Origin of the sequence: Curtobacterium sp. NPDC090217, assembly GCF_044746705.1 — a bacterium.
Lineage (GTDB): Bacteria > Actinomycetota > Actinomycetes > Actinomycetales > Microbacteriaceae > Curtobacterium.
Genome location: NZ_JBIVCR010000001.1, coordinates 812,468 through 832,941 on the forward strand (window position 1 = coordinate 812,468; position 20,474 = coordinate 832,941).

The following is a 20,474-nucleotide window of genomic DNA, read 5'->3' on the forward strand; positions in this document are numbered from 1 at the left end:
AAACGTGCGCGCCGACCTGCTGCCTTCTCCGCCGCGGCTTCCCTAGACTGGGCCTCGGCGTCGACCTGGTCCGCCCGCGGAACACACGGTGAGTGAGCCTGCATCTCACCGAGATCTCTCGAGGTGGTTCCTGGCAGGCTCGGGCCCGAAGTCCCAGGAGGACTCCAGTGTCGACTCAAGCACCCGCCACCACCACGGCACCGTTCCGGACCGCCACGAAGCGCACGATCCTGATGTGCAAGCCGGACTTCTACACGGTGAGCTACCGGATCAACCCGTGGATGCACCCCGAGGACCCGACCGACACCTCGAAGGCCGTCGCGCAGTGGCAGGACCTGTACGACGTGTACCAGGGCCTCGGCTTCGAGATCCACCTCATCGACCCGATCGACGGCCTGCCCGACATGGTCTACGCGGCGAACGGCGGCTTCGTCCTCGACGGTGTCGCGTACGGCGCCAAGTTCCAGTACCCGGAGCGCCAGCCCGAGGGCCCCGCGTACATGGACTGGTTCCGGCAGGCGGGCCTCCGGGTCGCCGAGCCCGTCGAGACGAACGAGGGCGAGGGCGACTTCCTGCTCGTCGGCGACGTCATCCTCGCCGGCACCGGGTTCCGGTCGGACAGCACCTCGCACGACGAGATCGCGAAGGTCTACGGCCGCGACGTCATCACCCTCAAGCTCATCAACCCGAGCTTCTACCACCTCGACACCGCCATCGCCGTGCTCGACCCGGAGCCCGACGCCGAGGGCAAGTCGAACATCGCGTACCTCGAGAGCGCGTTCGACGAGCCGTCGCTGGCGATCCTCCGCGAGCGCTTCCCGGACGCGATCATCGCGACCGAGGAGGACGCCGCGATCCTCGGCCTGAACTCGTACTCCGACGGGTACAACGTCGTGATCGCCTCGCGTGCGACGACCTTCGCGTCGCAGCTGCGCGAGAAGGGCTACAACCCCATCGGCGTCGACCTGTCCGAGCTGCTGCTCGGCGGCGGCGGCGTGAAGTGCTGCACGCTCGACCTGCACCCCGTCGGCACCGGCACGTCCGTGGCCCGGTCCGTCTGATGACCGGGTCCAGCACCGCGCTCGGCACGAAGACGGCCGCGGCGCTCGCCGTCGAGGACCGCGCCCTCGCGCACAACTACAGCCCGCTGCCCGTCGTCATCGCGTCGGGCGACGGCGCGTGGGTGACGGACGTCGACGGCAAGCGGTACCTGGACGGTCTCGCGGCGTACTCCGCCGTGAACTTCGGGCACGGCAACGCCAGGCTGCTCGATGCCGCACGCGCGCAGCTCGACCGCGTCACGCTGACCAGCCGCGCGTTCGTGAACGACCAGCTCGGGCCCTTCGCCGCGGGGCTCGCCGAGCTGACGGGCACCGACATGGTGCTCCCGATGAACACCGGGGCCGAGGCCGTCGAGTCCGCGATCAAGGTGTCGCGGGCCTGGGGCTACCGGGTGAAGGGCGTGCCACAGGGTAAAGCCACGATCATCGTCGCGTCGGGGAACTTCCACGGCCGGACGACGACGATCATCTCGTTCTCGGACGACCCGGTCGCGCACGACGACTTCGGGCCGTACACGCCGGGGTTCCGGACGGTGCCCTACGGCGACGCGTCGGCGCTGCGGGACGCGATGGACGACACCGTCGTCGCCGTGCTCGTCGAGCCGATCCAGGGCGAGGGCGGCGTGGTGATCCCACCAGCGGACTACCTGCCGTCGGTCCGGGCGATCTGCGACGAGTTCGGCGCGCTGTTCGTCGCCGACGAGATCCAGTCGGGGCTCGGTCGGACCGGGCACACCCTCGCGGTGTCGCGCGTCGACGTTCGTCCCGACCTCATCACGCTCGGCAAGGCACTCGGTGGCGGGATCGTCCCCGTGTCCGCGGTGGTCGGCTCCCGCGACGTGCTCGGCGTCCTGCGCCCGGGTGAGCACGGCTCCACGTTCGGCGGGAACCCCCTGGCCGCGGCGGTCGGCTCCGAGGTCGTCGCGATGCTCGGTGAGGGCACCTTCCAGCAGCGGGCGCTCGCCGGCGAGCCGGTCCTCCGTGGGCTGCTCGACGACCTGGTCGGCAAGGGCGTCGTGACGCACCGCGTCGCCGGGCTCTGGGCGGGCATCGACATCGACCCGGCACTCGGCACCGGCAAGGAGATCGCGACGGCGATGGCCGCGCGTGGTGTCCTCGTCAAGGACACCCACGGGTCGACGATCCGCTTCGCGCCGCCGCTCGTCGTGACCGACGACGAGATCGCCACGGCGATCGGGGCCCTGGAGTCGGTCCTGCGCGACCGCAGCTGACCTGCCGGACCCGCACCGAGCCTCCCGGCCGGTGCGGGCCCGCGGTCAGACCGCCCAGCGCTCCGCGAGCTCGTCCATCAGCGCGTCGAGTCGCTCGTCGACGACCTGGGCTTCCGGGTGTGCCTCGAACCAGGCGATGACCTCGCGCGCGCCCTGCCGGTACGTCGTGCGTGGGCGGTACCAGGGCACGAGCCCGCGGATCTTGCTGTTGTCGAACACCGAGCTGTTGGCCTTGTCGCCGAGCAGTGCTGCGCCCCACTCGGCGTCAGCCGCGGCGATCGCGTCGGCCGGCACGTGCACGATCTTCAGGTCGTCGACCCCGGCCGCGTCGGCGATCGTCCGCGCGATGGCGTTCCACGTCGGTGCCTCGTCGCTCGTGATCGTGAACGCCTCGCCGATCGCCTCGTCGCGGTCGAGCAGGCCGGTGAACCCGACGGCGAAGTCGCGGCTGTGCGTCAGGGTCCAGAGTGAGCTGCCGTCGCCCGTGATGATGATCGGCTTGCCGGCGCGCATCCGGGCGACAGCGGTCCACCCGCCGGTGAGGGGGAGCTTCGTCTCGTCGTAGGTGTGCGACGGGCGGACGATCGTCACCGGGAAGTCCTGCTCGCGGTACGCCTGCACGAGCAGTTCCTCGCAGGCGATCTTGTCGCGGGAGTACTGCCAGTAGGGGTTCTTCAGCGGGGTCGACTCGGTGATCGGCAGGTGCGTCGCGGGGGTCTGGTACGCCGAGGCCGAGCTGATGAAGACGTACTGGTTCGTCCGGCCGGCGAAGAAGTCGATGTCGGCCTGCACCTGGTCCGGTGTGAAGGCGATCCAGTTGACGACGGCGTCGAAGTGTCGATCGCCGAGGGCGTCCGCCAGCGCCGCTCGATCGGAGACGTCGGCCCGGAGCCGGGTGACGGCGTCGGGCAGTTGCCGCGCGTCGGTGGTGCCGCGGTTCAGCACCGTGACGTCGATGCCCTGCGACACCGCCTCGTGCACGCAGGCCGCGCTGATGACGCCGCTTCCGCCGATGAACAGGACACTCGCTCCGTTGCTGGTCATGGGTCCACGAAACCACGTCGTGCGGACGGGGTCGCGCAGTTTCGGCCGCGGAGCGCCTCATCGTCGTTGCGGAGGTGTGGCCGGGACGAAACTGCGTTGCTACCATCGACGTGAAGACCCCGGAACGATCACTGGCTCAGGCCACATCGCCGGGGTTTCGTCTTGTCACTCGTCGCTTGGCGGCGCATCCATGAGCGCACGAGACCTGGGGACTAGCGTCACGACCGAGCCGCACCGACGCGGCCACGACAGGAGTGACACGCACATGGAGTACCGCTACCTCGGCAACTCGGGCCTCAAGGTCTCCGAGATCACCTACGGCAACTGGCTGACCCACGCGTCCCAGGTCGAGAACGACGCCGCGATCGCCTGCGTCCGGGCAGCGCTCGACGTCGGCATCTCGACATTCGACACCGCCGACGTGTACGCCAACACCGGTGCCGAGACCGTCCTCGGCGAAGCACTCAAGGGCGAGCGCCGGCAGTCGCTCGAGATCGCCACGAAGGTCTTCGGGCCGACCGGACCCAAGCAGCACAACGACACGGGGTTGTCGCGGAAGCACATCCTCGAGTCGATCGACGGCTCGCTCGGTCGCCTGCAGACGGACTACGTCGACTTGTACCAGGCGCACCGCTTCGACTACGAGACCCCGCTCGAGGAGACGATGCAGGCGTTCGCCGACGTCGTCCGGCAGGGCAAGGTGCTCTACGTCGGTGTCTCCGAGTGGACCGCCGAGCAGCTGCGCGCGGGTGCGGCGCTGGCGAAGGAGCTCGGCTTCCAGCTCATCTCGAACCAGCCGCAGTACTCGGCGCTCTGGCGGGTCATCGAGGGCGAGGTCGTCCCGACCTCGAAGGAACTCGGCATCTCGCAGATCGTCTGGTCGCCGATCGCGCAGGGCGTGCTCACGGGCAAGTACAAGCCGGGCCAGCCGCTGCCCGAGGGCTCGCGTGCCACCGACGACAAGGGCGGCGCGGACATGATCAAGCGGTTCATGCGCGACGAGGTGCTGTCGTCGGTGCAGGAGCTCGAGCCCATCGCGAAGGAGCTCGACCTGTCCATGGCGCAGCTCGCGGTCGCGTGGGTGCTGCAGAACGAGAACGTCGCGTCGGCGATCATCGGCGCATCGCGTCCGGAGCAGGTGCAGGACAACGCCGGCGCCGCGGGGGTCACGATCCCGGCCGGGCTGCTCTCGCGGATCGACGATGTCCTGGGCGGCGTCGTCGAGCGGGACCCGGCGAAGACGAACGACAGCTCGCCGAAGACCCGAGAGGCCTGAATGACCCGAGAGGCCTGAGGGGCCCGAGAGGCCTGAACGGCGAAAGGCCCCTCACTCGCGTGAGGGGCCTTTCACCGTGGCTGGACACGGCATCGATCCGTGGACCTTTCGATTTTCAGTCGAACGCTCTACCAACTGAGCTATCCAGCCGTGGCGACCCTGACGGGACTTGAACCCGCGACCTCCGCCGTGACAGGGCGGCACGCTAACCAGCTGCGCTACAGGGCCATGTTGTGTTGTGTCTTGCTGTCGTTCTGGTGTTGCTCTGCACTACGTTACTTGCTCACTCCGGAGAGTGACCCCAACGGGATTCGAACCCGTGCTGCCGCCGTGAAAGGGCGGTGTCCTAGGCCACTAAACGATAGGGCCGCAAGCAGTGCATCGCGCTACCGATGGACAAGCATACGGATGCCCCGCCCCGATGACAAATCGGGGCCCCGGACGTGCGTCCTTCCGGCGTGTCGCGGGTCTCCGTACACATGCCGCAGCTTCACTCACCGTGGAGCAAACTGCTCCGATCGTGGGAGAGACTCCTGGCGATCCTGTGCCGTCGATGGCTGAGTGCGGCCATCGTCGTCGGCCCGTGCCCCTCATCCGAGGGGCTGGAGCGGGCCGGCACCTGTTGTTACTGTTGCGTTTGTTAACAGTGTTACGTGCGTGAGCCTTGCCGCGCTGTTACGAAATCGAGATACATGTCGACCTCACCTTCGCAGTCCCTCAGCTACCGTCGCCGCCTCATCGCGGCAGCGGTCGCCGTCGTGCTCACCGCCGGGACCATCGCCGCGATCGCCCCGGTCGAGCAGGCCACGGCGGCGAGCTACCCGAGCTGGAACGACGTGCAGGCGGCCAAGGCGTCGCAGGCCGCACAGCAGGAGAAGGTCACCGAGATCAAGGGCCTGATCTCGAACCTCAAGGCCGACGCCGCGGCGAAGCAGAAGTCGGCGGACGCTGCCGGGACGGCGTACCAGACGGCGCAGACGAAGTACGACGAGGCCACGCTCCAGCAGCAGAAGCTGCAGACCCAGGCAGACGAGGCCGAGAAGACCGCGGCCCAGTCGGAGCAGCAGGCGGGTCAGCTCGCGGCACAGCTCGGCCGGGCCAGCGCGAACGACGTCACGACGGACCTCCTGACGCACCCGACCGACTCGAAGGACTACCTCTACGAGCTCGGCGCCATGTCGAAGCTCAGCGAGCAGGCCGACGGCATCTACTCCCAGGCAACGCAAGACCGGGGGACCGCACAGGCCCTCGCGGACAAGTCGGACGTCGCGAAGAAGGCGCTCGGTGACCTCGCAGACGCCGCGCAGCAGAAGATGCAGGCCGCACAGTCCGCAGCGGATGCGGCCGAGAAGGCCGTCGACGCGCAGAACAGCAACCAGGCACGGCTCGAGGCGCAGCTCACCCTGCTGACGTCGAACGCGTCCGACGTCGAGGCGAAGTACAACAAGGGCGTCGCCGCCGAGAAGGCCCGTCAGGCGGCACTGGCGAAGGCTCGCGCGGAGGCCGCGGCGAAGGCGGCTGCCCAGGCGCCTGCGGCGAGCGGTGGGACCGGCGGCGGCGCAGCGAACGCGTCCGGCTGGGTCCGCCCGAGCGCCGGGTACCAGACGAGCCCGTACGGCTACCGCATCGACCCGTACACCGGAGCGCACGCGCTGCACGCCGGCGTCGACCTGGCCCCCGCCTGCTACTCCCCGATCTACGCGGCCCACGACGGCACCGTGACCTTCGCGGGCAACGGCGGCGGCTACGGCAACGAGGTCGTGCTCGACAACGGCGGCGGCATCTCCACCGCCTACGGGCACATCGTCAACGGCGGGATCATGGTCGCGAGCGGCCAGCACGTCTCCGCCGGGCAGCAGATCGCCCAGGTCGGTTCGACCGGCTGGTCGACCGGGTGCCACCTCCACTTCGAGACCCGGGTGAACGGCGCCGCCGTCGACCCGGTCCCCTTCATGGCAGCGCGGGGGATCTCGGTATGACCGTGTGCGCGCCCGAGAGGCCCTGACACCACATGAAGAAGCCTGCACGTTCCCTCGCCTGCGGGATCGCGACCGTCTCGTTGCTCGGCATCGGGCTCTCGGTCACGATCGCCGGACCGGCCGAGGCAGCACCCAAGGCCCCGTCGTGGGCGGACGTGCAGGCGGCGAAGGCCGACCAGGCCGAGACGCAGCAGACCGTCGACGAGCTCGCCTCGCGCCTGTCCTCGCTGCAGGACTCGGCGGACCAGGCCGGGATCGTGGTGCAGCAGGCGGGCCAGACGTACGCGCTCGCGGCGTCGGAGCAGCAGGAGGCGCAGTCGACGCTCGACGACCTCAGCGCGCAGGCCAAGCGGGCGAAGACGAAGGCGGACGACTCCGCGTCGCAGGTCGCAGCACTCGTGGTCGAGCTCTCGCGTACCGGTGGCGGTGACCTGTCCACGAGCATGCTCGTCGACTCCTCGGACGCGAAGGACCTGCTCTACCAGGTCGGCACGATGTCGCACCTGTCCGAGCGCTCGGCGACGGTGCTGGCGCAGGCGAAGGCCGACCAGCGGACGGTCGACTCCCTCGCCGCGCAGAAGTCCCAGGCGACGAAGGCGCTCGCGAAGGCGACCGACGCCACGAAGTCCGCGCTCGACGCGGCCAACGACACGGCCGCGTCCGCGAACGCGAAGCTCGACGAGGCGCAGAGCCAGCAGAACGAGGTGCTCGAGCAGCTCGCGTTCCTCAAGGGCACGACCGTCGCGACCGAGAGCGCGTACTACACCGAGCAGCGCGCGAAGCAGGCCGAGGCGCAGCTGGCGTCACAGACCACGACCACCACCACCCCGTCGAAGAGCGCCGCGAAGCCGAGCTCGAACACCGGATCGAACACCGGCACGAACTCCGGCGCGACGAACCCCGGCACCTCGAACCCCGTGACGCCGAGCCGCCCGTCGAACCCCGCGCCGTCCCAGCCGAACAACCCCGCGCCGTCGAAGCCGAGCAACCCGGCACCGAGCAACCCGGCGCCCAGCAACCCCGCCCCGAGCAACCCCGCACCGTCACCGTCGAAGGCCGCCGGAGCGATCGCCTACGCCCGCGGACAGCTCGGCAAGCCGTACGTCCTCGGCGGCGCCGGCCCCAACACGTGGGACTGCTCCGGCCTGGTGATGATGGCCTACAACTCGCAGGGCATCACCACGGGCGGCCACAACGTGGTCTGGCAGTACAACCACTTCGCGTCGATCGGTCGCCTCGTGCCGCTCTCGCAGCGGCAGCCGGGCGACATCCTCTTCTACTCGTCGAACGGCACCGCGTCCGGTGGGTACCACGACTCGATCTACACCGGCGGCGGAATGATGGTCGAGGCCGCGCGCCCCGGTGTCGGCGTCGTCGAGCGCGCGATCTGGACCCCGAGCCAGCTGCTGCCCTACGTGGCACGCCCGTCCGGCTCCCTGTAGCAACGCAACGCACCCCCGTACGAACATCGCGCCCCGTCAGGACAGGGCGCGATGTTCGTACGGGGGTGCGATCCCGTGACCGGCAAGCTGCGCGAGCCGGGACGGACCGTCAGTGACCGGCGGGCACGTACGCGGCCTGGCCGGCCGTCACGATCGCCTCGGCCTCGGCGGCGTCGCCCCAGCCCTCGGCCTTGACCCACTTGTTCGGCTCGAGGTCCTTGTAGCGCTCGAAGAAGTGCGCGATCTCGGCCTTCGTCTGCTCGTCGACGTCCGAGATGTCCTGGATGTGCGCCCAGCGCGGGTCCTTGGCGGGGACCACGAGGACCTTCGCGTCGTTGCCGGCCTCGTCGCTCATCTTGAAGACGCCGACCGGGCGGACCTTCACGCCGACGCCGGGGAAGGTCGGGTACTCGAGCAGCAGCAGCGCGTCCACGGGGTCACCGTCGTCCGCGAGCGTCTTCTCGAAGAAGCCGTAGTCGGTCGGGTAGACGAACGACGTGAACAGCACGCGGTCGAGGTACACGCGACCGGTCTCGTGGTCCACCTCGTACTTGTTGCGGCTGCCCTTGGGGATCTCGACGACGACGTCGTACGCGGCCATGTGTGCACTCCTGGTTTGTCGATGGGTCTGTCGGAGGTTCCGAAAGCGCGGCTAACGTTACCGGGTGAACTCTCCGCGTCCCCGGCTGGATCCCGCAGTCGCCGACACCCGTCGCGCGGTCCGCGACCTCCTCGCGCAGGCGATCGACCAGGACCTCGTCCACGCCGGCGACCTGGTCCTCGTCGCGCTGAGCGGCGGACCCGACTCGCTCGCGCTCGCCGCGGCCACCGCGTTCGAGGCACCCAAGCAGGGACTCCTGGCCGGCGCGGTCGTCGTCGACCACGCGCTCCAGGCGGGCTCCGAGGCGGTGGCGAGCCGAGCCTCCAGGCAGGCATCCGAGCTGGGTCTGGACCCGGTGGAGGTCCGCAGGGTCGCGGTCGGCACCGCAGGTGGTCCGGAGGGCGCCGCACGGGAGGCCCGGCATGCGTCGATCGCGGACGTCGCGTCCGCCGTCGGGTCGCCGCTCGTGCTGCTGGGCCACACCCTGGACGACCAGGCCGAGACGGTGCTGCTCGGCCTGCTGCGCGGCAGCGGGCCGGACAGCCTGTCCGGCATGCGCCCGCTGGCGGTCCGCGACGCCGGGCCTGCCTACGGCCGGCCGCTGCTGACGGTGCGGCGGCACACCACCAGGCAGGCGTGCGCCGCTGCCGGGCTCGCGCCGTGGCACGACCCGCAGAACGACGACCCGGCGTTCACCAGGGTGCGCGTCCGGAACGCCCTGATGCCGGTGCTCGAGCGCGAACTCGGCGCCGACGTGCACGAGGCACTGGCCCGCACGGCCGACCAGTTGCGGGAGGACTCCGCGGCGCTCGACCACTTCGCGGAGGAGATGGCCGAGGACCTCGCCGAGCACTCCGAGGCCGGCATCTCCCTGTCCGTGCGGCAGCTGCACGCGAACCCACCTGCCCTCCGGCAGCGGCTCGTCCGGCTCGCGGTGGAGAGCGAGTTCGGCGTGACGCTGTCCAGGGTGCAGACGCTCGAGGTCTGCCGACTCGTCACCGAGTGGGGCGGGCAGGGGCCGATCGACCTCCCCGGCGTGCAGGTGTCGCGGAGCGGGGATCGTCTGCTCTTCGCAGCGAGTTAGGCTGTCCCGGTGGAACTCTCCGACGTGCAGGACGACCTCTCCGAAGTGCTCTTCACCCCCGAGCAGATCGACGACAAGATCGCTGAGCTCGCCGCGGCGGTGGACCGTGACTACGGGGACAAGGACCCGCTGCTCGTCGGCGTGCTGAAGGGCGCGGTCATGGTCATGGCCGACTTCTCCCGCCACCTGACGCTCCAGGCGAAGATGGACTGGATGGCCGTGTCGTCCTACGGCTCCGGCACGAAGTCGTCCGGTGTGGTGCGGATCCTCAAGGACCTCGACACCGACCTGCACGGTCGCGACGTCATCATCGTCGAGGACATCATCGACTCCGGTCTGACGCTGTCCTGGCTCAAGCAGAACCTCGAGTCCCGTGGAGCCGCGAGCGTCGAGATCGTCGCGCTCCTCCGCAAGCCCGAGGCGGCGAAGGTCGAGGTGGACGTCAAGTACGTCGGCTTCGACATCCCCGATGCCTTCGTGGTGGGATTCGGTCTCGACTACGACGAGCGGTACCGCAACCTGCGCGGCATCGGGGTCCTCGCCCCGCACGTCTACTCCTAGACGGATCGTCGGCGAACGGGGAGTTCGCCCGCAGAGGACACCCATTCTCGCCACAGAATCGCGGCCGTATGCTGATCAGCACGCAACTTCGGCAGAGAAAGGTGTCGGGCCCTGGCGCCCGGATCACATGGACTTCAAGCGCATCCTCCGCGGGCCGTACATCTACGTGCTCATTGCGATCGTGGGGATCTGGATCGGCTGGGCGTTCATCTCCCAGTCCGGCACCCAGCAGATCGACACCCAGAAGGGCCTCGAACAGCTCGCCGACGGCAAGGTCTCCTCCGCGGTCGTTAACTCGACCGACCAGCGCGTCGACCTCGTCCTCAAGGACGGCGGCGCCACCGAGCAGTTCTACTACTCGACGCCGCGCGGCACCGAGGTCGTCGAGGCGGTCGCCAAGGCCGACCTGCCGAAGGGCTACAACGACACCGTCCAGCAGTCGAACTGGTTCTTCACCCTCATCCTGACGCTGCTGCCGTTCCTGCTCATCGGTGCCCTGTTCTGGTTCCTGCTCTCGAGCGCCCAGGGCGGCGGTTCGAAGGTCATGCAGTTCGGCAAGTCCCGGGCGAAGATGAACAACAAGGAGAACCCGCAAGTGTCGTTCGCCGACGTCGCGGGCTCCGACGAGGCGATCGAGGAACTCCACGAGATCAAGGAGTTCCTCAAGGAGCCGGCGAAGTTCCAGGCCGTCGGCGCCAAGATCCCGAAGGGCGTGCTGCTGTACGGCCCTCCCGGAACCGGCAAGACGCTGCTCGCTCGAGCCGTCGCCGGCGAAGCGGGTGTGCCGTTCTACTCGATCTCCGGTTCGGACTTCGTCGAGATGTTCGTCGGTGTCGGTGCGAGCCGTGTCCGTGACCTCTTCGAGCAGGCCAAGGCGAACTCGCCGGCCATCGTCTTCATCGACGAGATCGACGCCGTCGGTCGTCACCGCGGTGCCGGCATCGGCGGCGGCAACGACGAGCGCGAGCAGACGCTCAACCAGCTCCTCGTCGAGATGGACGGCTTCGACGGCAAGACGAACGTCATCCTCATCGCCGCGACGAACCGTCCGGACGTCCTCGACCCCGCGCTCCTCCGCCCCGGCCGCTTCGATCGCCAGATCGGCGTCGACGCGCCGAGCCTGCAGGGCCGCAAGCAGATCCTCGAGGTGCACGCGAAGGGCAAGCCGCTCGCCGCGAGCGTCGACCTCGAGCTCCTCGCCCGCAAGACGCCGGGGTTCACCGGTGCCGACCTGGCGAACGTGCTCAACGAGGCCGCACTGCTCACCGCCCGCTCGAACGCGCAGCTCATCGACAACCGTGCCCTCGACGAAGCGGTCGACCGCGTGATGGCCGGCCCGCAGCGCCGGACCCGGATCATGTCCGACCAGGAACGCCTCATCACCGCGTACCACGAGGGCGGACACGCCCTGGCGGCAGCGGCGATGCGCCACACCGACCCGGTCACGAAGATCACGATCCTGCCGCGCGGCCGCGCCCTCGGCTACACGATGGTGCTCCCGCTGGAGGACAAGTACTCCGTCACCCGTAACGAGCTCCTCGACCAGCTCACCTACGCCATGGGTGGTCGCGTCGCCGAGGAGATCGTGTTCCACGACCCGACCACGGGTGCGTCGAACGACATCGAGAAGGCCACTGGCACCGCACGCAAGATGGTCACCGAGTACGGCATGAGCCAGGCCGTCGGTTCCGTCAAGCTCGGCTCCGGGTCGAGCGAACCGTTCGTCGGTCGTGACATGAGCGGCGGCACCGGACGCGACTACTCGGAGAACATCGCCGAGATGGTCGACGCCGAGACGCGTGCCCTGCTCGAGTCCGCGCACGACGAGGCATACCAGGTGCTCAACGACAACCGCGACATCCTCGACCGTCTGGCCGGCGAGCTCCTCGAGAAGGAGACGCTGGACGCGCCGGAGCTCGTCGAGATCTTCAAGGACGTCCGGAAGTTGCCGGAGCGCCCGCAGTGGCTGTCGAGCGACAAGCGCCCGGTCAGCGACCTGCCCGCGATCGAGGTCCCCGGCAAGGCGGCGAACACCGCGGCCGAGACGACCGACGAGCCCTCGAAGACCCGTCGTCACCGTCCGTTCGGCAACCCGGGTATCGCCCCCGCGTAGGCCGGATGTCCGACCTGCCGACGCGACGCTCGCGCCGACTCGCTGCGACCGACCTCCGAGCACCGGAACCGGTGCCGGAGGTCGTCGTGCGCCGTCGCCGTGACCGCGGTGCCCCGACGCCCGAGCGCACCCGGGTGATGGGCATCCTCAACGTGACGCCCGACTCGTTCTCCGACGGCGGGCTGCACCTCGGGATCGACGCCGCCCTGGCGCACGCGCGCGAGCTCGTCGCCGCCGGAGCCGACATCATCGACGTCGGCGGGGAGTCCACCCGCCCCGGCGCCGACCGGGTCCCGCTGGCCGTCGAGCAGGAGCGCGTGCTGCCCGTCGTGCGCCAGCTCGTCGCCGAGGGGATCGTGGTGAGCGTCGACACCATGAACGCCGACACCGCCGAGCGTTCGGTGGAGCTCGGCGCCGCGATCGTCAACGACGTCTCCGGCGGTCTGGCCGACCCGGACATGGCGCGCGTCGTCGCATCCACGGGGACGGGCTTCGTGGTGATGCACTGGCGTGGCCACAGCGACCGGATGTACCGCGACGCCGTGTACGAGCACGCGGTGGACGAGGTCCGTCGCGAGGTCGAGATGCGCGTCGCGGAGCTCATCGTGCTCGGGGTCCGGCAGGAGCAGGTCGTCATCGACCCGGGGCTCGGGTTCGCGAAGCAGGGCGTGCAGAACTGGGAGATCCTGGCCGGGTACGAGCGCTTCGCGTCGATCGGGCTCCCCGTGCTCGTCGCCGCGTCCCGCAAGCGCTTCCTGGACGGCGTCGGCAGCCCGGTGGGCGCTCCGCCGAAGGACCGTGACCTCGCGACAGCCGCCATCAGCCTGCTCTCCGCCGAACGCGGGGCATGGGGCGTCCGCGTGCACGACCCCGCACCGACCCGCGCGGTGCTCGACGTCTGGGAAGCCTGGAGGGCAGCTCGATCGTGAACGACACCATCCGCCTCGTCGGGGTCCGCGCCCGCGGCCACCACGGCGTCTTCGACCACGAGCGCGCCGACGGACAGGACTTCGTCGTCGACGTCGCGGTGGAGGTCGATGCCCGCGCTGCCGCCGGCTCCGACGACCTCGACCGCACCGTGCACTACGGCGTGCTGGCCGAGCAGGTCGTCGCCGAGATCGAGCGCGACCCGGTCGACCTCATCGAGACCCTGGCGGAGCGGATCGCCGCCGCCGTGCTGACGCACCGGGCTGCCCTGGCGACCGAGGTCACCGTGCACAAGCCGCAGGCGCCCATCACGGTGCCGTTCACCGACGTCTCGATCACCATCCGCCGCGAGCAATCCGCCGAGCCGCCCACTGAGTCGGCAGACGAGCGGACGGGCGCCGCGTGATCCGCGCCGTCATCGCCCTCGGCGCGAACCTCGGCGACCGGGGGAGCACGCTGCGCGCCGCCGCCGCCGAGATCGCGGCGATCCCCGGTGTCGCACCGGTGTCCTCCAGCCACGAGGTCGAGTCGGTCGCCCTGACGCTCGACGGACTCGACCGGACGAAGCCCCGGTACCGGAACGCGGTCGTGGTGGTGGACACCACGCTGACGCCCCAGGAGCTCCTCGACGCCCTGCACGTCGTCGAGGACACCCACGGCCGGACCCGAGCGGTCCGCTGGGGTGATCGCACCCTCGACCTCGACGTCGTCGCGATCACGGACGACGCCGGTGTGCACCAGCGCATCGACACCGAAACCCTCACGGTGCCGCACCCTCGAGCGCACGAGCGGGCGTTCGTGCTCGCTCCGTGGCTCGACGCGGACCCGGACGCGGTGCTGCCCGGTAGCGGACCGGGTGCCGGGCCGGTCGCCGACCTGCTCGCCGCACTCGGCGACGACACCGACCGTGTCGACGGGCCGCGCCTGTTCGCGGAGCCGACCCGAGCCTCCCGGCCGACCACGAGCGAGAGGACCCCGTGAAGCCCACCCGCGCCTCCACCCTGATCAGCGTCGCCGTCGTCGCGGTGATCGCCGGCTTCGCCCTCGACGCCGCACTGGCGTCCCGGCAGGCCCCGACGCTCATCCTGTTGTCGCCCCTCGGGCTGACGCTCGCGTTCATCGGCATCGCCCTCGTGATCATGGCCGTCCCCGTCCGGCGGCACGTGAAGGGCAGGGCGGAGCGCCGCGTGGACCCGCTCTACGCGACCAGGGTGGTGGTGCTCGCCAAGGCCTCGAGCATCATCGGGGCCCTGCTCGGCGCGTTCGCGCTCGGGCTCATCGCGTACCTCCTGACCCGTTCGGTGACGCCTTCGCTAGGCTCGACTCTGCCGAACGCCGTGGCGGTCGGTGGCGGAATCGTGCTCACCGTGTGCGCGCTCGTCGCCGAGCGCATGTGCATCGTCCCGCCGGACGACGATCGTGACGACCAGCAGGGCGGCACCACGGCGAACTGAGACACCAGGAGGGGCCCAGATGCCGCGCGAACGACTCGACGAGCCGGGACTCGGGCTGACCGGCATCACCTGGACCAGGGTGTCGCCGAAGCTCCTCTGGACGGAACTCGTACAGACGGTGCTGGCCGGCGTCGTCGTGACCGCCGGGTGCGTGATCATCGGCGTCGTCAGCGGCGGGTTCGAACGCACCGCGGGCGTCGTCTGGATCCTGATCGGCATCGTGGTCGCGGTCGTCACCCTGGTCACCGCGGCGCTGACCCCTCGTCGGGTCCGTGCGATCGGCTACGCCCTGCGCGAGGACGACTTCGTCCTGCGTCGCGGGCTGATGTGGCAGCGCTTCACGGCGGTGCCGTACGGCCGGCTGCAGCTCGTCGACGTCGCCCGCGGCCCACTCGACCGCGCGCTCGGCATGAGCGAGCTGAAGTTCGTGACGGCCGCAGCGTCGACCAACGTGCGCGTGCCGGGCATCCCCGCCGAGGACGCTGACGAGCTCCGCGACCGGCTCGTGGAGCTCGCCGAGGCCCGTCGCGCCGGGCTGTAGGGGGACCCGTGACGTTCCGACCAGGTCCGCCCGCGCCGGCACCGCCACGCAGCGGGAACGCCGCAGCGGCCGCTCCACTGACCGATGGCGAGTGGCACCGCCTGCACCCGCTGACTCCGCTGCTTCGCGGTGGGATCTTCCTCATCGTGGTGCTCGGCATCGTGGTGAACAACCTCCGCGACACCCTGGTGAACATGTTCATCCCGGGTGCCGACGGGCCCCAGGAAGAGGGCGATCCCGTCCGCTACGTCTACGAGCACGGCGCCGTCGGGTGGGTGCTCCTCGGCATCGCGGGCTTCCTGGTGGTGCTGATCGGCCTGTTCTACCTGTCCTGGCGGATGCACGAGTTCCGCGTCACCGGCGAGATCGTCGAGGTGCGCTCCGGTGTCCTCTTCCGGAACCACCGCAAGGCCAGGCTCGACCGGATCCAGGGCATCAACATCACCCGGCCGCTCGTCCCGCGGATCTTCGGGACCGCGAAGCTCGAGATCGCGCAGGCCGGCAACGACGCCAACGTGCAGCTCGCGTACCTCGGGGCGACGGCCGCGGACGACCTCCGGCAGCGCATCCTCGTGCTCGCCTCCGGTGCGCAGGAAGAGGAAGCGGAGTCCGGCGAGCGCCACAGCAACGGCGTGGTGCAGGACCGCGTGAACGAGTTCCTGTCGCCCGAGCTCGACCCGTCCGCCGTGCACGCCACGCGCATCGTCAAGGTCAAGCCGGGGCGGCTCATCGCGTCGATGGTGCTCTCGGGCACGACGGTGTTCCTCGTGCTCGTCATCGTCGCGATCATCGTCAGCATCACCGTCACCGGCCGGTACTTCCTGCTCGTGTCGCTGTTCCCCGCGGTGATCGGTGCCGGTGGGTACTACATCCGGAAGTTCTCGCGGTCGCTGCAGTACACGATCGCCGACACCCGGGACGGCATCCGGATCGGCTTCGGCCTGGTGTCCACGACGAACGAGACCCTGCCCCCCGGTCGCATCCACGCCGTGAGCGTCGCGCAGCCGCTCCTCTGGCGGCCGTTCGGCTGGTGGGACGTCCGCATCAACCGGGCGACGAACGCCGGCAACGGAGCCTCGAACAACCAGCAGGTGTCCTCGATCGTGCTGCCCGTCGGCGACGCGGCCGACGTCCGGCAGGTGCTCGAGATCATCCTGCCGACACTCGTCGGCTCCGCGGTCGTCGGTCCCGCCGCCTCGATGGACCGGCTCCGCGAGGGGTCAGCCGAAGCCGTCAGCGTCGTCGACGACAGCCTCACCACGACCGGCGACCAGGGCGGGTTCACGCACTCGCCCCGCCGCGGCCGGTGGCTCCGACCGTTCTCGGCCCGCCGCAACGGGTACCGGTTCGTGCAGGGTGCCGTGCTGCTCCGGCTCGGTGCGGTGTGGCGGTCGCTCGTCGTCGTCCCCCTGCCGCGGGTGCAGAGCGTGAAGGTGTCGCAGGGGCCGCTCGAGCGGGCACTGCGGCTCGCGACGGTGCACGTGCAGACCGTGTCGGGTCCGGTGAACGCGACGGTCGGTGCGATCGACGCGGAGGACGCGCAGGGCCTGTGGGCCGAGACCGCGCGGCTGGCCGTCGAGGCGGCGGTCACCGACACGTCGCACCGCTGGCGTTCCCGCGGCTCCGGCACGTCCGGTACACCCGACCTGGAGGCTCGCCCCGCGCCCGCCCCGCCCCCTGCGGAACCGCAGGCGGCGGCACCATGGCCCCACGAGCCTCCCGTCGGTTGGGGCGAGGTCCCACCAGCAGGAGCCGCACGATGAGGGCGGGACGGCTGGGAGTCGGCGTCGTCGGCGCCGGCCGTGTCGGGCCGGTGCTCGGCGCCGCCCTGGCGAACGCGGAGCACGCGATCGTCGGCATCACCGCGGTGTCCGCGGAGAGCGTGGACCGCGCGGAGGCACTGCTCCCCGGTGTGCCGTTGCTCGAGACGCCCGACCTCGTCGAGCGCAGCGAACTCGTGATCCTTGCGGTGCCGGACGACCAGCTCGCCGGACTCGTGCAGGGCCTCGCCGACGCGGGTATCTGGCAGGCGGGGCAGCTCGTCGTGCACACCAGCCCCGACCACGGCGTCGGGATCCTCGGTCCAGCCCTCGCCGCCGGGGCGATCCCGCTCGCGATCCACCCGGCCATGGCGTTCACCGGCACGAGCGTGGACCTCGCGCGACTCCGCGACGCGTACTGTGCCGTCACGGCGCCCGCGCCGGTGCTCCCCATCGCCCAGGCGCTCGTCGTCGAGATGGGGGCCGAGCCGTTCGTCGTGACCGAACAGGACCGGCCCGCGTACGCCGATGCCGTGCGCGCCGCCGTGAGCTTCTCGACCGCGATCGTGGACCAGTCGGCGGGCACGCTGACCGGCATCGGCGTCGACCACCCCGGGCGCGTGCTCGGGGCGCTCGTCCGGTCCGCCGTGGACAACGCGCTCGCCGCGGCCGACGGGCAGTCCAGACTGTGACCATGGGGACCATCCGCATCACCACCGCCCAGGCCAAGGTCGGGTACCTCGTCGGCGCCGTGATCGTCGAGGTGCTGCTCGCGCTCCTGCTCTGGGCGATCGGGCTGCCGGACGATGCCGTGCCGTTCCTGTCGGCCCTCGGACTCGTGGCGATCGTCGTCGTGGGCGTCCGGTTGTTCCGGAACGAGGGCGAGCCCGTCGAACCGCCTCGTGCGTGGTGGCGCATGACCGGTCGGCCGTTCGCCGGCTTCCTGCTGGCGGCGTACTTCGTCGCGGACGCGCTGTTCGCACGGGCGTCCACGGTCGGGGCGTTCGACGTCCTCGGCACCACGGTGATGCTGCTCGTGGCCGCTGCGTACGTCGGGTCGTCGGTGACGATGCTCGTGTTGCGCGCGCAGGGGCGGCCGCCCGTCGGTGCGTTCGCGCCCGGGGCGGGCCACGGGTCCGTCGATTCCGGGGATGCCGCGCCCCGCGGGTAGCATTCCCCTGCACCCCCACGACCTCCGGAGCCGCACCCGTATGACCGACGAGACCGTCACCCCCGAGACCGCCGCTGCACCCGCCGACGCCGTCGCGCTCGCCGACGCCGTCGCGCTCGCCGACGCCGTCGCGCTCGCCGAGCAGGAGACGAGTGAGCAGCGACAGGTCCGGCTGGACAAGCGGGCACGTCTGCTGGAGTCCGGGATCGAGGCGTACCCCGCCGAGCTCCCGATCACGACGACGATCCCCGCGGTGCGTGCGCAGTACGGCGAGCTGGAGACCGGGGTCGAGACGGATGACGTCGTCGGTGTCGCCGGCCGCATCGTGTTCTCCCGCAACACCGGCAAGCTCTGCTTCGCGACGCTGCAGTCCGGCGACGGTGCCCGGATCCAGGCGATGGTGTCCCTCGCCGAGGTGGGCGAGGAGTCGCTGGCGCGCTGGAAGGAGTTCGTGGACCTCGGCGACCACGTGTTCGTGCACGGTCGGGTGATCTCGTCCCGTCGTGGCGAGCTGTCGATCATGGTCGACGAGTGGGCGATCGCGGCCAAGGCGATCCTGCCGCTCCCGAACCTGCACAACGAGCTGAACGAGGAGACCCGGGTCCGCCAGCGGTACCTCGACCTCATCGTCCGCGACCAGGCCCGCGAGACCGTCCGTGCCCGTGCCGCCGTGATGGCGTCGCTCCGCCAGACCTTCACCGGCCACGAGTACCTCGAGGTCGAGACGCCGATGCTGCAGACCCAGCACGGTGGCGCCTCGGCCCGTCCGTTCGTCACGCACTCGAACGCGTTCGACACCGAGCTGTTCCTCCGCATCGCACCGGAGCTCTTCCTGAAGCGCGCCGTCGTCGGCGGCATCGACCGGGTCTTCGAGATCAACCGCAACTTCCGGAACGAGGGCGCCGACTCGTCGCACTCGCCCGAGTTCGCGATGGTCGAGGCGTACCAGGCGTACGGCAACTACGAGCAGATGGCCGACCTCACGCAGGAGCTCGTGCAGAACGCGACGCGCGCCGTCACCGGTGGCTCCCTCGAGGTCACGCTGCCCGAGGGGACGACGTACGACCTCGGCGGCGAGTGGCCGCGCATCGACATGTACGGCTCGCTCTCGTCGGCGGCCGGGCGTGAGATCACGCCGTCGACCCCGCTCGGAGAGCTGCAGGCGCTCGCCGCGGCCGAGGGCGTCGAGGTCGCGCACGCCACCCACGGCAAGTACGTCGAGGAGCTCTGGGAGCACTTCGTGATCGACTCGCTCGACCGCCCGACGTTCGTCATGAACTTCCCGGTGGACACCTCACCGCTGACGCGTGAGCACCGCACCCGCCCCGGCATCGTCGAGAAGTGGGACCTGTACGTGCGCGGGTTCGAGCTCGCGACGGCGTACTCGGAGCTGGTCGACCCGGTCGTGCAGCGCGAGCGCTTCGTCGAGCAGGCGAAGCTCGCGGCGGGCGGCGACCCCGAGGCGATGCGCGTCGACGAGGAGTTCCTGCGGGCGCTCGAGCACGCGATGCCCCCCTCGGGCGGCATGGGCATGGGCGTCGACCGCCTGCTCATGGCGATCACGGGCCTCGGCATCCGCGAGACGATCCTCTTCCCGCTGGTCAAGTAGCCCGTCGGTTGCTCACGAGCGGGCGGGTTAGGATGCTCGGGTGCCGCATGGAGTCGTGACCGGGATCATCTTCGCCCTGACGCCGACCGTCGTCGTCGGCCTCGTGTTCTGGTTCGTCATGCGCGCCATCATGCGGGCCGACCGCACCGAGCGCGCCGCCTACGCCAAGGTCGAAGCCGAGGAGCGCGCCCGCTTCGAGCGCGAGCACGGCGTCCCCGCGTCCGCACCGGCGTCCGCGGAGTAGCAGCAGCGTTCACTCCTTCGACGCCCAGCGTCACCGTTCGTTCACGTGGGCGTTGCCGCACGGTGTGAGCATCGTCCGCATGTCCATCACGCAGCTGTTCCGCACTCGTAGCCTGGTCGGCGACATCGAGAGCGAGTACGACGAGTACGACCGCGACGCCGACATCGAGGTCTCCAAGCGCCGAGAGGGCTGGCTCGAACCCTCCTGGTGACCCCATCTGTTCGTCTTTCGGGGTACGGAGTCCGGATCGCATCGATCCGTGACGACGTACCCCTTTCGCATGCCCGGCGGCGTCCTGCTGGCGAGGTGCATCCTCTGCAATGCGCCAGAAACACCCCTGCAACGCCGGAACCACGGGGTCGACCCCTTGCCATC

General features: G+C 70.3%; 21 protein-coding genes and 3 tRNA genes. 19 read left to right on the forward strand and 5 right to left on the reverse strand.

What is annotated here, in order from left to right:
* Window positions 1–167 precede the first annotated feature (167 nt).
* Entirely contained in the window at window positions 168–1,061 is an 894-nt protein-coding gene (gene ddaH, locus ACIPJ2_RS04155; protein WP_348639036.1) for a dimethylargininase, read from the forward strand.
* Window positions 1,061–2,293 carry an ornithine--oxo-acid transaminase gene (gene rocD / locus ACIPJ2_RS04160; RefSeq protein WP_402727687.1) on the forward strand — a complete coding sequence of 411 codons (1,233 nt, stop codon included), beginning with the start codon at window positions 1,061–1,063 and terminating at the stop codon, window positions 2,291–2,293. Before ddaH ends, rocD begins: the two co-directional genes overlap by 1 nt.
* Before the next feature lie 45 nt (window positions 2,294–2,338).
* Here the strand turns inward: rocD and ACIPJ2_RS04165 are convergent, their stop codons facing one another.
* The gene (locus tag ACIPJ2_RS04165) at window positions 2,339–3,337 is read right to left on the reverse strand and encodes an SDR family oxidoreductase (protein ID WP_402727688.1); all 999 of its coding nucleotides are present in this window, start codon (window positions 3,335–3,337) and stop codon (window positions 2,339–2,341) included.
* A 265-nt stretch (window positions 3,338–3,602) separates the two neighbouring features.
* On the opposite strand from ACIPJ2_RS04165, the gene ACIPJ2_RS04170 reads away from it, so the two are divergent.
* A complete protein-coding gene (locus tag ACIPJ2_RS04170) occupies window positions 3,603–4,613 on the forward strand; it encodes an aldo/keto reductase family protein (RefSeq protein WP_402727689.1) in 1,011 nt (336 codons plus the stop codon).
* Window positions 4,614–4,690: 77 nt separating this feature from the next.
* On the opposite strand, the gene ACIPJ2_RS04175 is transcribed toward ACIPJ2_RS04170, so the two are convergent.
* From ACIPJ2_RS04175 to ACIPJ2_RS04185, 3 genes are all read right to left on the reverse strand, one after another.
* Window positions 4,691–4,763 (reverse strand) — tRNA-Phe (locus tag ACIPJ2_RS04175).
* Between the two features lies 1 nt (window position 4,764).
* Window positions 4,765–4,841: transfer RNA gene (locus ACIPJ2_RS04180), tRNA-Asp, on the reverse strand.
* A gap of 68 nt (window positions 4,842–4,909) precedes the next feature.
* A tRNA-Glu gene (locus ACIPJ2_RS04185) sits at window positions 4,910–4,982 on the reverse strand.
* Window positions 4,983–5,305: 323 nt separating this feature from the next.
* Between ACIPJ2_RS04185 and ACIPJ2_RS04190 the strand changes: the two genes are divergently transcribed.
* Window positions 5,306–6,592 (forward strand): M23 family metallopeptidase, encoded by a 1,287-nt coding sequence (locus tag ACIPJ2_RS04190; protein ID WP_402727690.1) that lies wholly within the window; start codon window positions 5,306–5,308, stop codon window positions 6,590–6,592.
* A 32-nt stretch (window positions 6,593–6,624) separates the two neighbouring features.
* Window positions 6,625–8,034: an NlpC/P60 family protein gene (locus tag ACIPJ2_RS04195; RefSeq protein WP_402727691.1), complete on the forward strand. Its 1,410-nt coding sequence runs from the start codon at window positions 6,625–6,627 to the stop codon at window positions 8,032–8,034.
* Window positions 8,035–8,143: 109 nt separating this feature from the next.
* Here ACIPJ2_RS04195 and ACIPJ2_RS04200 read toward each other — a convergent pair whose 3' ends face one another.
* Window positions 8,144–8,635, reverse strand: coding sequence for an inorganic diphosphatase (locus tag ACIPJ2_RS04200; RefSeq protein ID WP_070417329.1), 492 nt, complete (start codon window positions 8,633–8,635; stop codon window positions 8,144–8,146).
* 64 nt (window positions 8,636–8,699) lie between these two features.
* Between ACIPJ2_RS04200 and tilS the strand changes: the two genes are divergently transcribed.
* The 14 genes from tilS to ACIPJ2_RS04270 all read left to right on the forward strand — a co-directional run bounded on the left by tilS (window position 8,700) and on the right by ACIPJ2_RS04270 (window position 20,310).
* Complete coding sequence (gene tilS, locus ACIPJ2_RS04205) at window positions 8,700–9,719, forward strand: tRNA lysidine(34) synthetase TilS (protein ID WP_402727692.1); 1,020 nt, start codon at window positions 8,700–8,702, stop codon at window positions 9,717–9,719.
* A 9-nt stretch (window positions 9,720–9,728) separates the two neighbouring features.
* Window positions 9,729–10,280 carry a hypoxanthine phosphoribosyltransferase gene (hpt, locus tag ACIPJ2_RS04210; RefSeq protein WP_402727693.1) on the forward strand — a complete coding sequence of 184 codons (552 nt, stop codon included), beginning with the start codon at window positions 9,729–9,731 and terminating at the stop codon, window positions 10,278–10,280.
* A 127-nt stretch (window positions 10,281–10,407) separates the two neighbouring features.
* A complete protein-coding gene (gene ftsH / locus ACIPJ2_RS04215; protein WP_402727694.1) occupies window positions 10,408–12,393 on the forward strand; it encodes an ATP-dependent zinc metalloprotease FtsH in 1,986 nt (661 codons plus the stop codon).
* Window positions 12,394–12,398: 5 nt separating this feature from the next.
* On the forward strand, window positions 12,399–13,322 hold the full coding sequence (folP, locus tag ACIPJ2_RS04220; protein WP_402727695.1) for a dihydropteroate synthase: 924 nt from the start codon (window positions 12,399–12,401) through the stop codon (window positions 13,320–13,322).
* A complete protein-coding gene (gene folB, locus ACIPJ2_RS04225) occupies window positions 13,319–13,726 on the forward strand; it encodes a dihydroneopterin aldolase (protein ID WP_402727696.1) in 408 nt (135 codons plus the stop codon). Before folP ends, folB begins: the two co-directional genes overlap by 4 nt.
* Window positions 13,723–14,301, forward strand: coding sequence for a 2-amino-4-hydroxy-6-hydroxymethyldihydropteridine diphosphokinase (folK, locus tag ACIPJ2_RS04230; RefSeq protein ID WP_402727697.1), 579 nt, complete (start codon window positions 13,723–13,725; stop codon window positions 14,299–14,301). The genes folB and folK overlap by 4 nt, the downstream gene beginning before the upstream one ends.
* On the forward strand, window positions 14,298–14,774 hold the full coding sequence (locus ACIPJ2_RS04235; RefSeq protein ID WP_281266455.1) for a DUF3180 domain-containing protein: 477 nt from the start codon (window positions 14,298–14,300) through the stop codon (window positions 14,772–14,774). Before folK ends, ACIPJ2_RS04235 begins: the two co-directional genes overlap by 4 nt.
* A 19-nt stretch (window positions 14,775–14,793) precedes the next feature.
* Complete coding sequence (locus ACIPJ2_RS04240; RefSeq protein WP_402727698.1) at window positions 14,794–15,315, forward strand: PH domain-containing protein; 522 nt, start codon at window positions 14,794–14,796, stop codon at window positions 15,313–15,315.
* A gap of 8 nt (window positions 15,316–15,323) precedes the next feature.
* Window positions 15,324–17,078: a PH domain-containing protein gene (locus ACIPJ2_RS04245; RefSeq protein WP_402727699.1), complete on the forward strand. Its 1,755-nt coding sequence runs from the start codon at window positions 15,324–15,326 to the stop codon at window positions 17,076–17,078.
* Window positions 17,075–17,767, forward strand: coding sequence for a Rossmann-like and DUF2520 domain-containing protein (locus tag ACIPJ2_RS04250; protein ID WP_402727700.1), 693 nt, complete (start codon window positions 17,075–17,077; stop codon window positions 17,765–17,767). The genes ACIPJ2_RS04245 and ACIPJ2_RS04250 overlap by 4 nt, the downstream gene beginning before the upstream one ends.
* Before the next feature lie 2 nt (window positions 17,768–17,769).
* Window positions 17,770–18,246 carry a hypothetical protein gene (locus ACIPJ2_RS04255; RefSeq protein ID WP_402727701.1) on the forward strand — a complete coding sequence of 159 codons (477 nt, stop codon included), beginning with the start codon at window positions 17,770–17,772 and terminating at the stop codon, window positions 18,244–18,246.
* Between the two features lie 40 nt (window positions 18,247–18,286).
* Complete coding sequence (lysS, locus tag ACIPJ2_RS04260; RefSeq protein ID WP_402727702.1) at window positions 18,287–19,855, forward strand: lysine--tRNA ligase; 1,569 nt, start codon at window positions 18,287–18,289, stop codon at window positions 19,853–19,855.
* A gap of 40 nt (window positions 19,856–19,895) precedes the next feature.
* A complete protein-coding gene (locus tag ACIPJ2_RS04265) occupies window positions 19,896–20,099 on the forward strand; it encodes a hypothetical protein (RefSeq protein WP_281266461.1) in 204 nt (67 codons plus the stop codon).
* 79 nt (window positions 20,100–20,178) lie between these two features.
* Window positions 20,179–20,310 (forward strand): hypothetical protein, encoded by a 132-nt coding sequence (locus ACIPJ2_RS04270; protein ID WP_281266462.1) that lies wholly within the window; start codon window positions 20,179–20,181, stop codon window positions 20,308–20,310.
* Window positions 20,311–20,474 lie beyond the last annotated feature (164 nt).

What these genes read in the sequence shown, in the direction of transcription:
- rocD (WP_402727687.1), top strand. Translation starts at nt 1,061, where the DNA reads ATGACCGGGTCCAGCACCGCGCTCGGCACGAAGACGGCCGCGGCGCTC.
- ACIPJ2_RS04165 (WP_402727688.1), bottom strand. Translation starts at nt 3,337, where the DNA reads ATGACCAGCAACGGAGCGAGTGTCCTGTTCATCGGCGGAAGCGGCGTC.
- ACIPJ2_RS04170 (WP_402727689.1), top strand. Translation starts at nt 3,603, where the DNA reads ATGGAGTACCGCTACCTCGGCAACTCGGGCCTCAAGGTCTCCGAGATC.
- ACIPJ2_RS04190 (WP_402727690.1), top strand. Translation starts at nt 5,306, where the DNA reads ATGTCGACCTCACCTTCGCAGTCCCTCAGCTACCGTCGCCGCCTCATC.
- ACIPJ2_RS04195 (WP_402727691.1), top strand. Translation starts at nt 6,625, where the DNA reads ATGAAGAAGCCTGCACGTTCCCTCGCCTGCGGGATCGCGACCGTCTCG.
- ACIPJ2_RS04200 (WP_070417329.1), bottom strand. Translation starts at nt 8,635, where the DNA reads ATGGCCGCGTACGACGTCGTCGTCGAGATCCCCAAGGGCAGCCGCAAC.
- ftsH (WP_402727694.1), top strand. Translation starts at nt 10,408, where the DNA reads ATGGACTTCAAGCGCATCCTCCGCGGGCCGTACATCTACGTGCTCATT.
- folP (WP_402727695.1), top strand. Translation starts at nt 12,399, where the DNA reads ATGTCCGACCTGCCGACGCGACGCTCGCGCCGACTCGCTGCGACCGAC.
- ACIPJ2_RS04240 (WP_402727698.1), top strand. Translation starts at nt 14,794, where the DNA reads ATGCCGCGCGAACGACTCGACGAGCCGGGACTCGGGCTGACCGGCATC.
- ACIPJ2_RS04250 (WP_402727700.1), top strand. Translation starts at nt 17,075, where the DNA reads ATGAGGGCGGGACGGCTGGGAGTCGGCGTCGTCGGCGCCGGCCGTGTC.
- ACIPJ2_RS04255 (WP_402727701.1), top strand. Translation starts at nt 17,770, where the DNA reads ATGGGGACCATCCGCATCACCACCGCCCAGGCCAAGGTCGGGTACCTC.
- lysS (WP_402727702.1), top strand. Translation starts at nt 18,287, where the DNA reads ATGACCGACGAGACCGTCACCCCCGAGACCGCCGCTGCACCCGCCGAC.
- ACIPJ2_RS04270 (WP_281266462.1), top strand. Translation starts at nt 20,179, where the DNA reads ATGTCCATCACGCAGCTGTTCCGCACTCGTAGCCTGGTCGGCGACATC.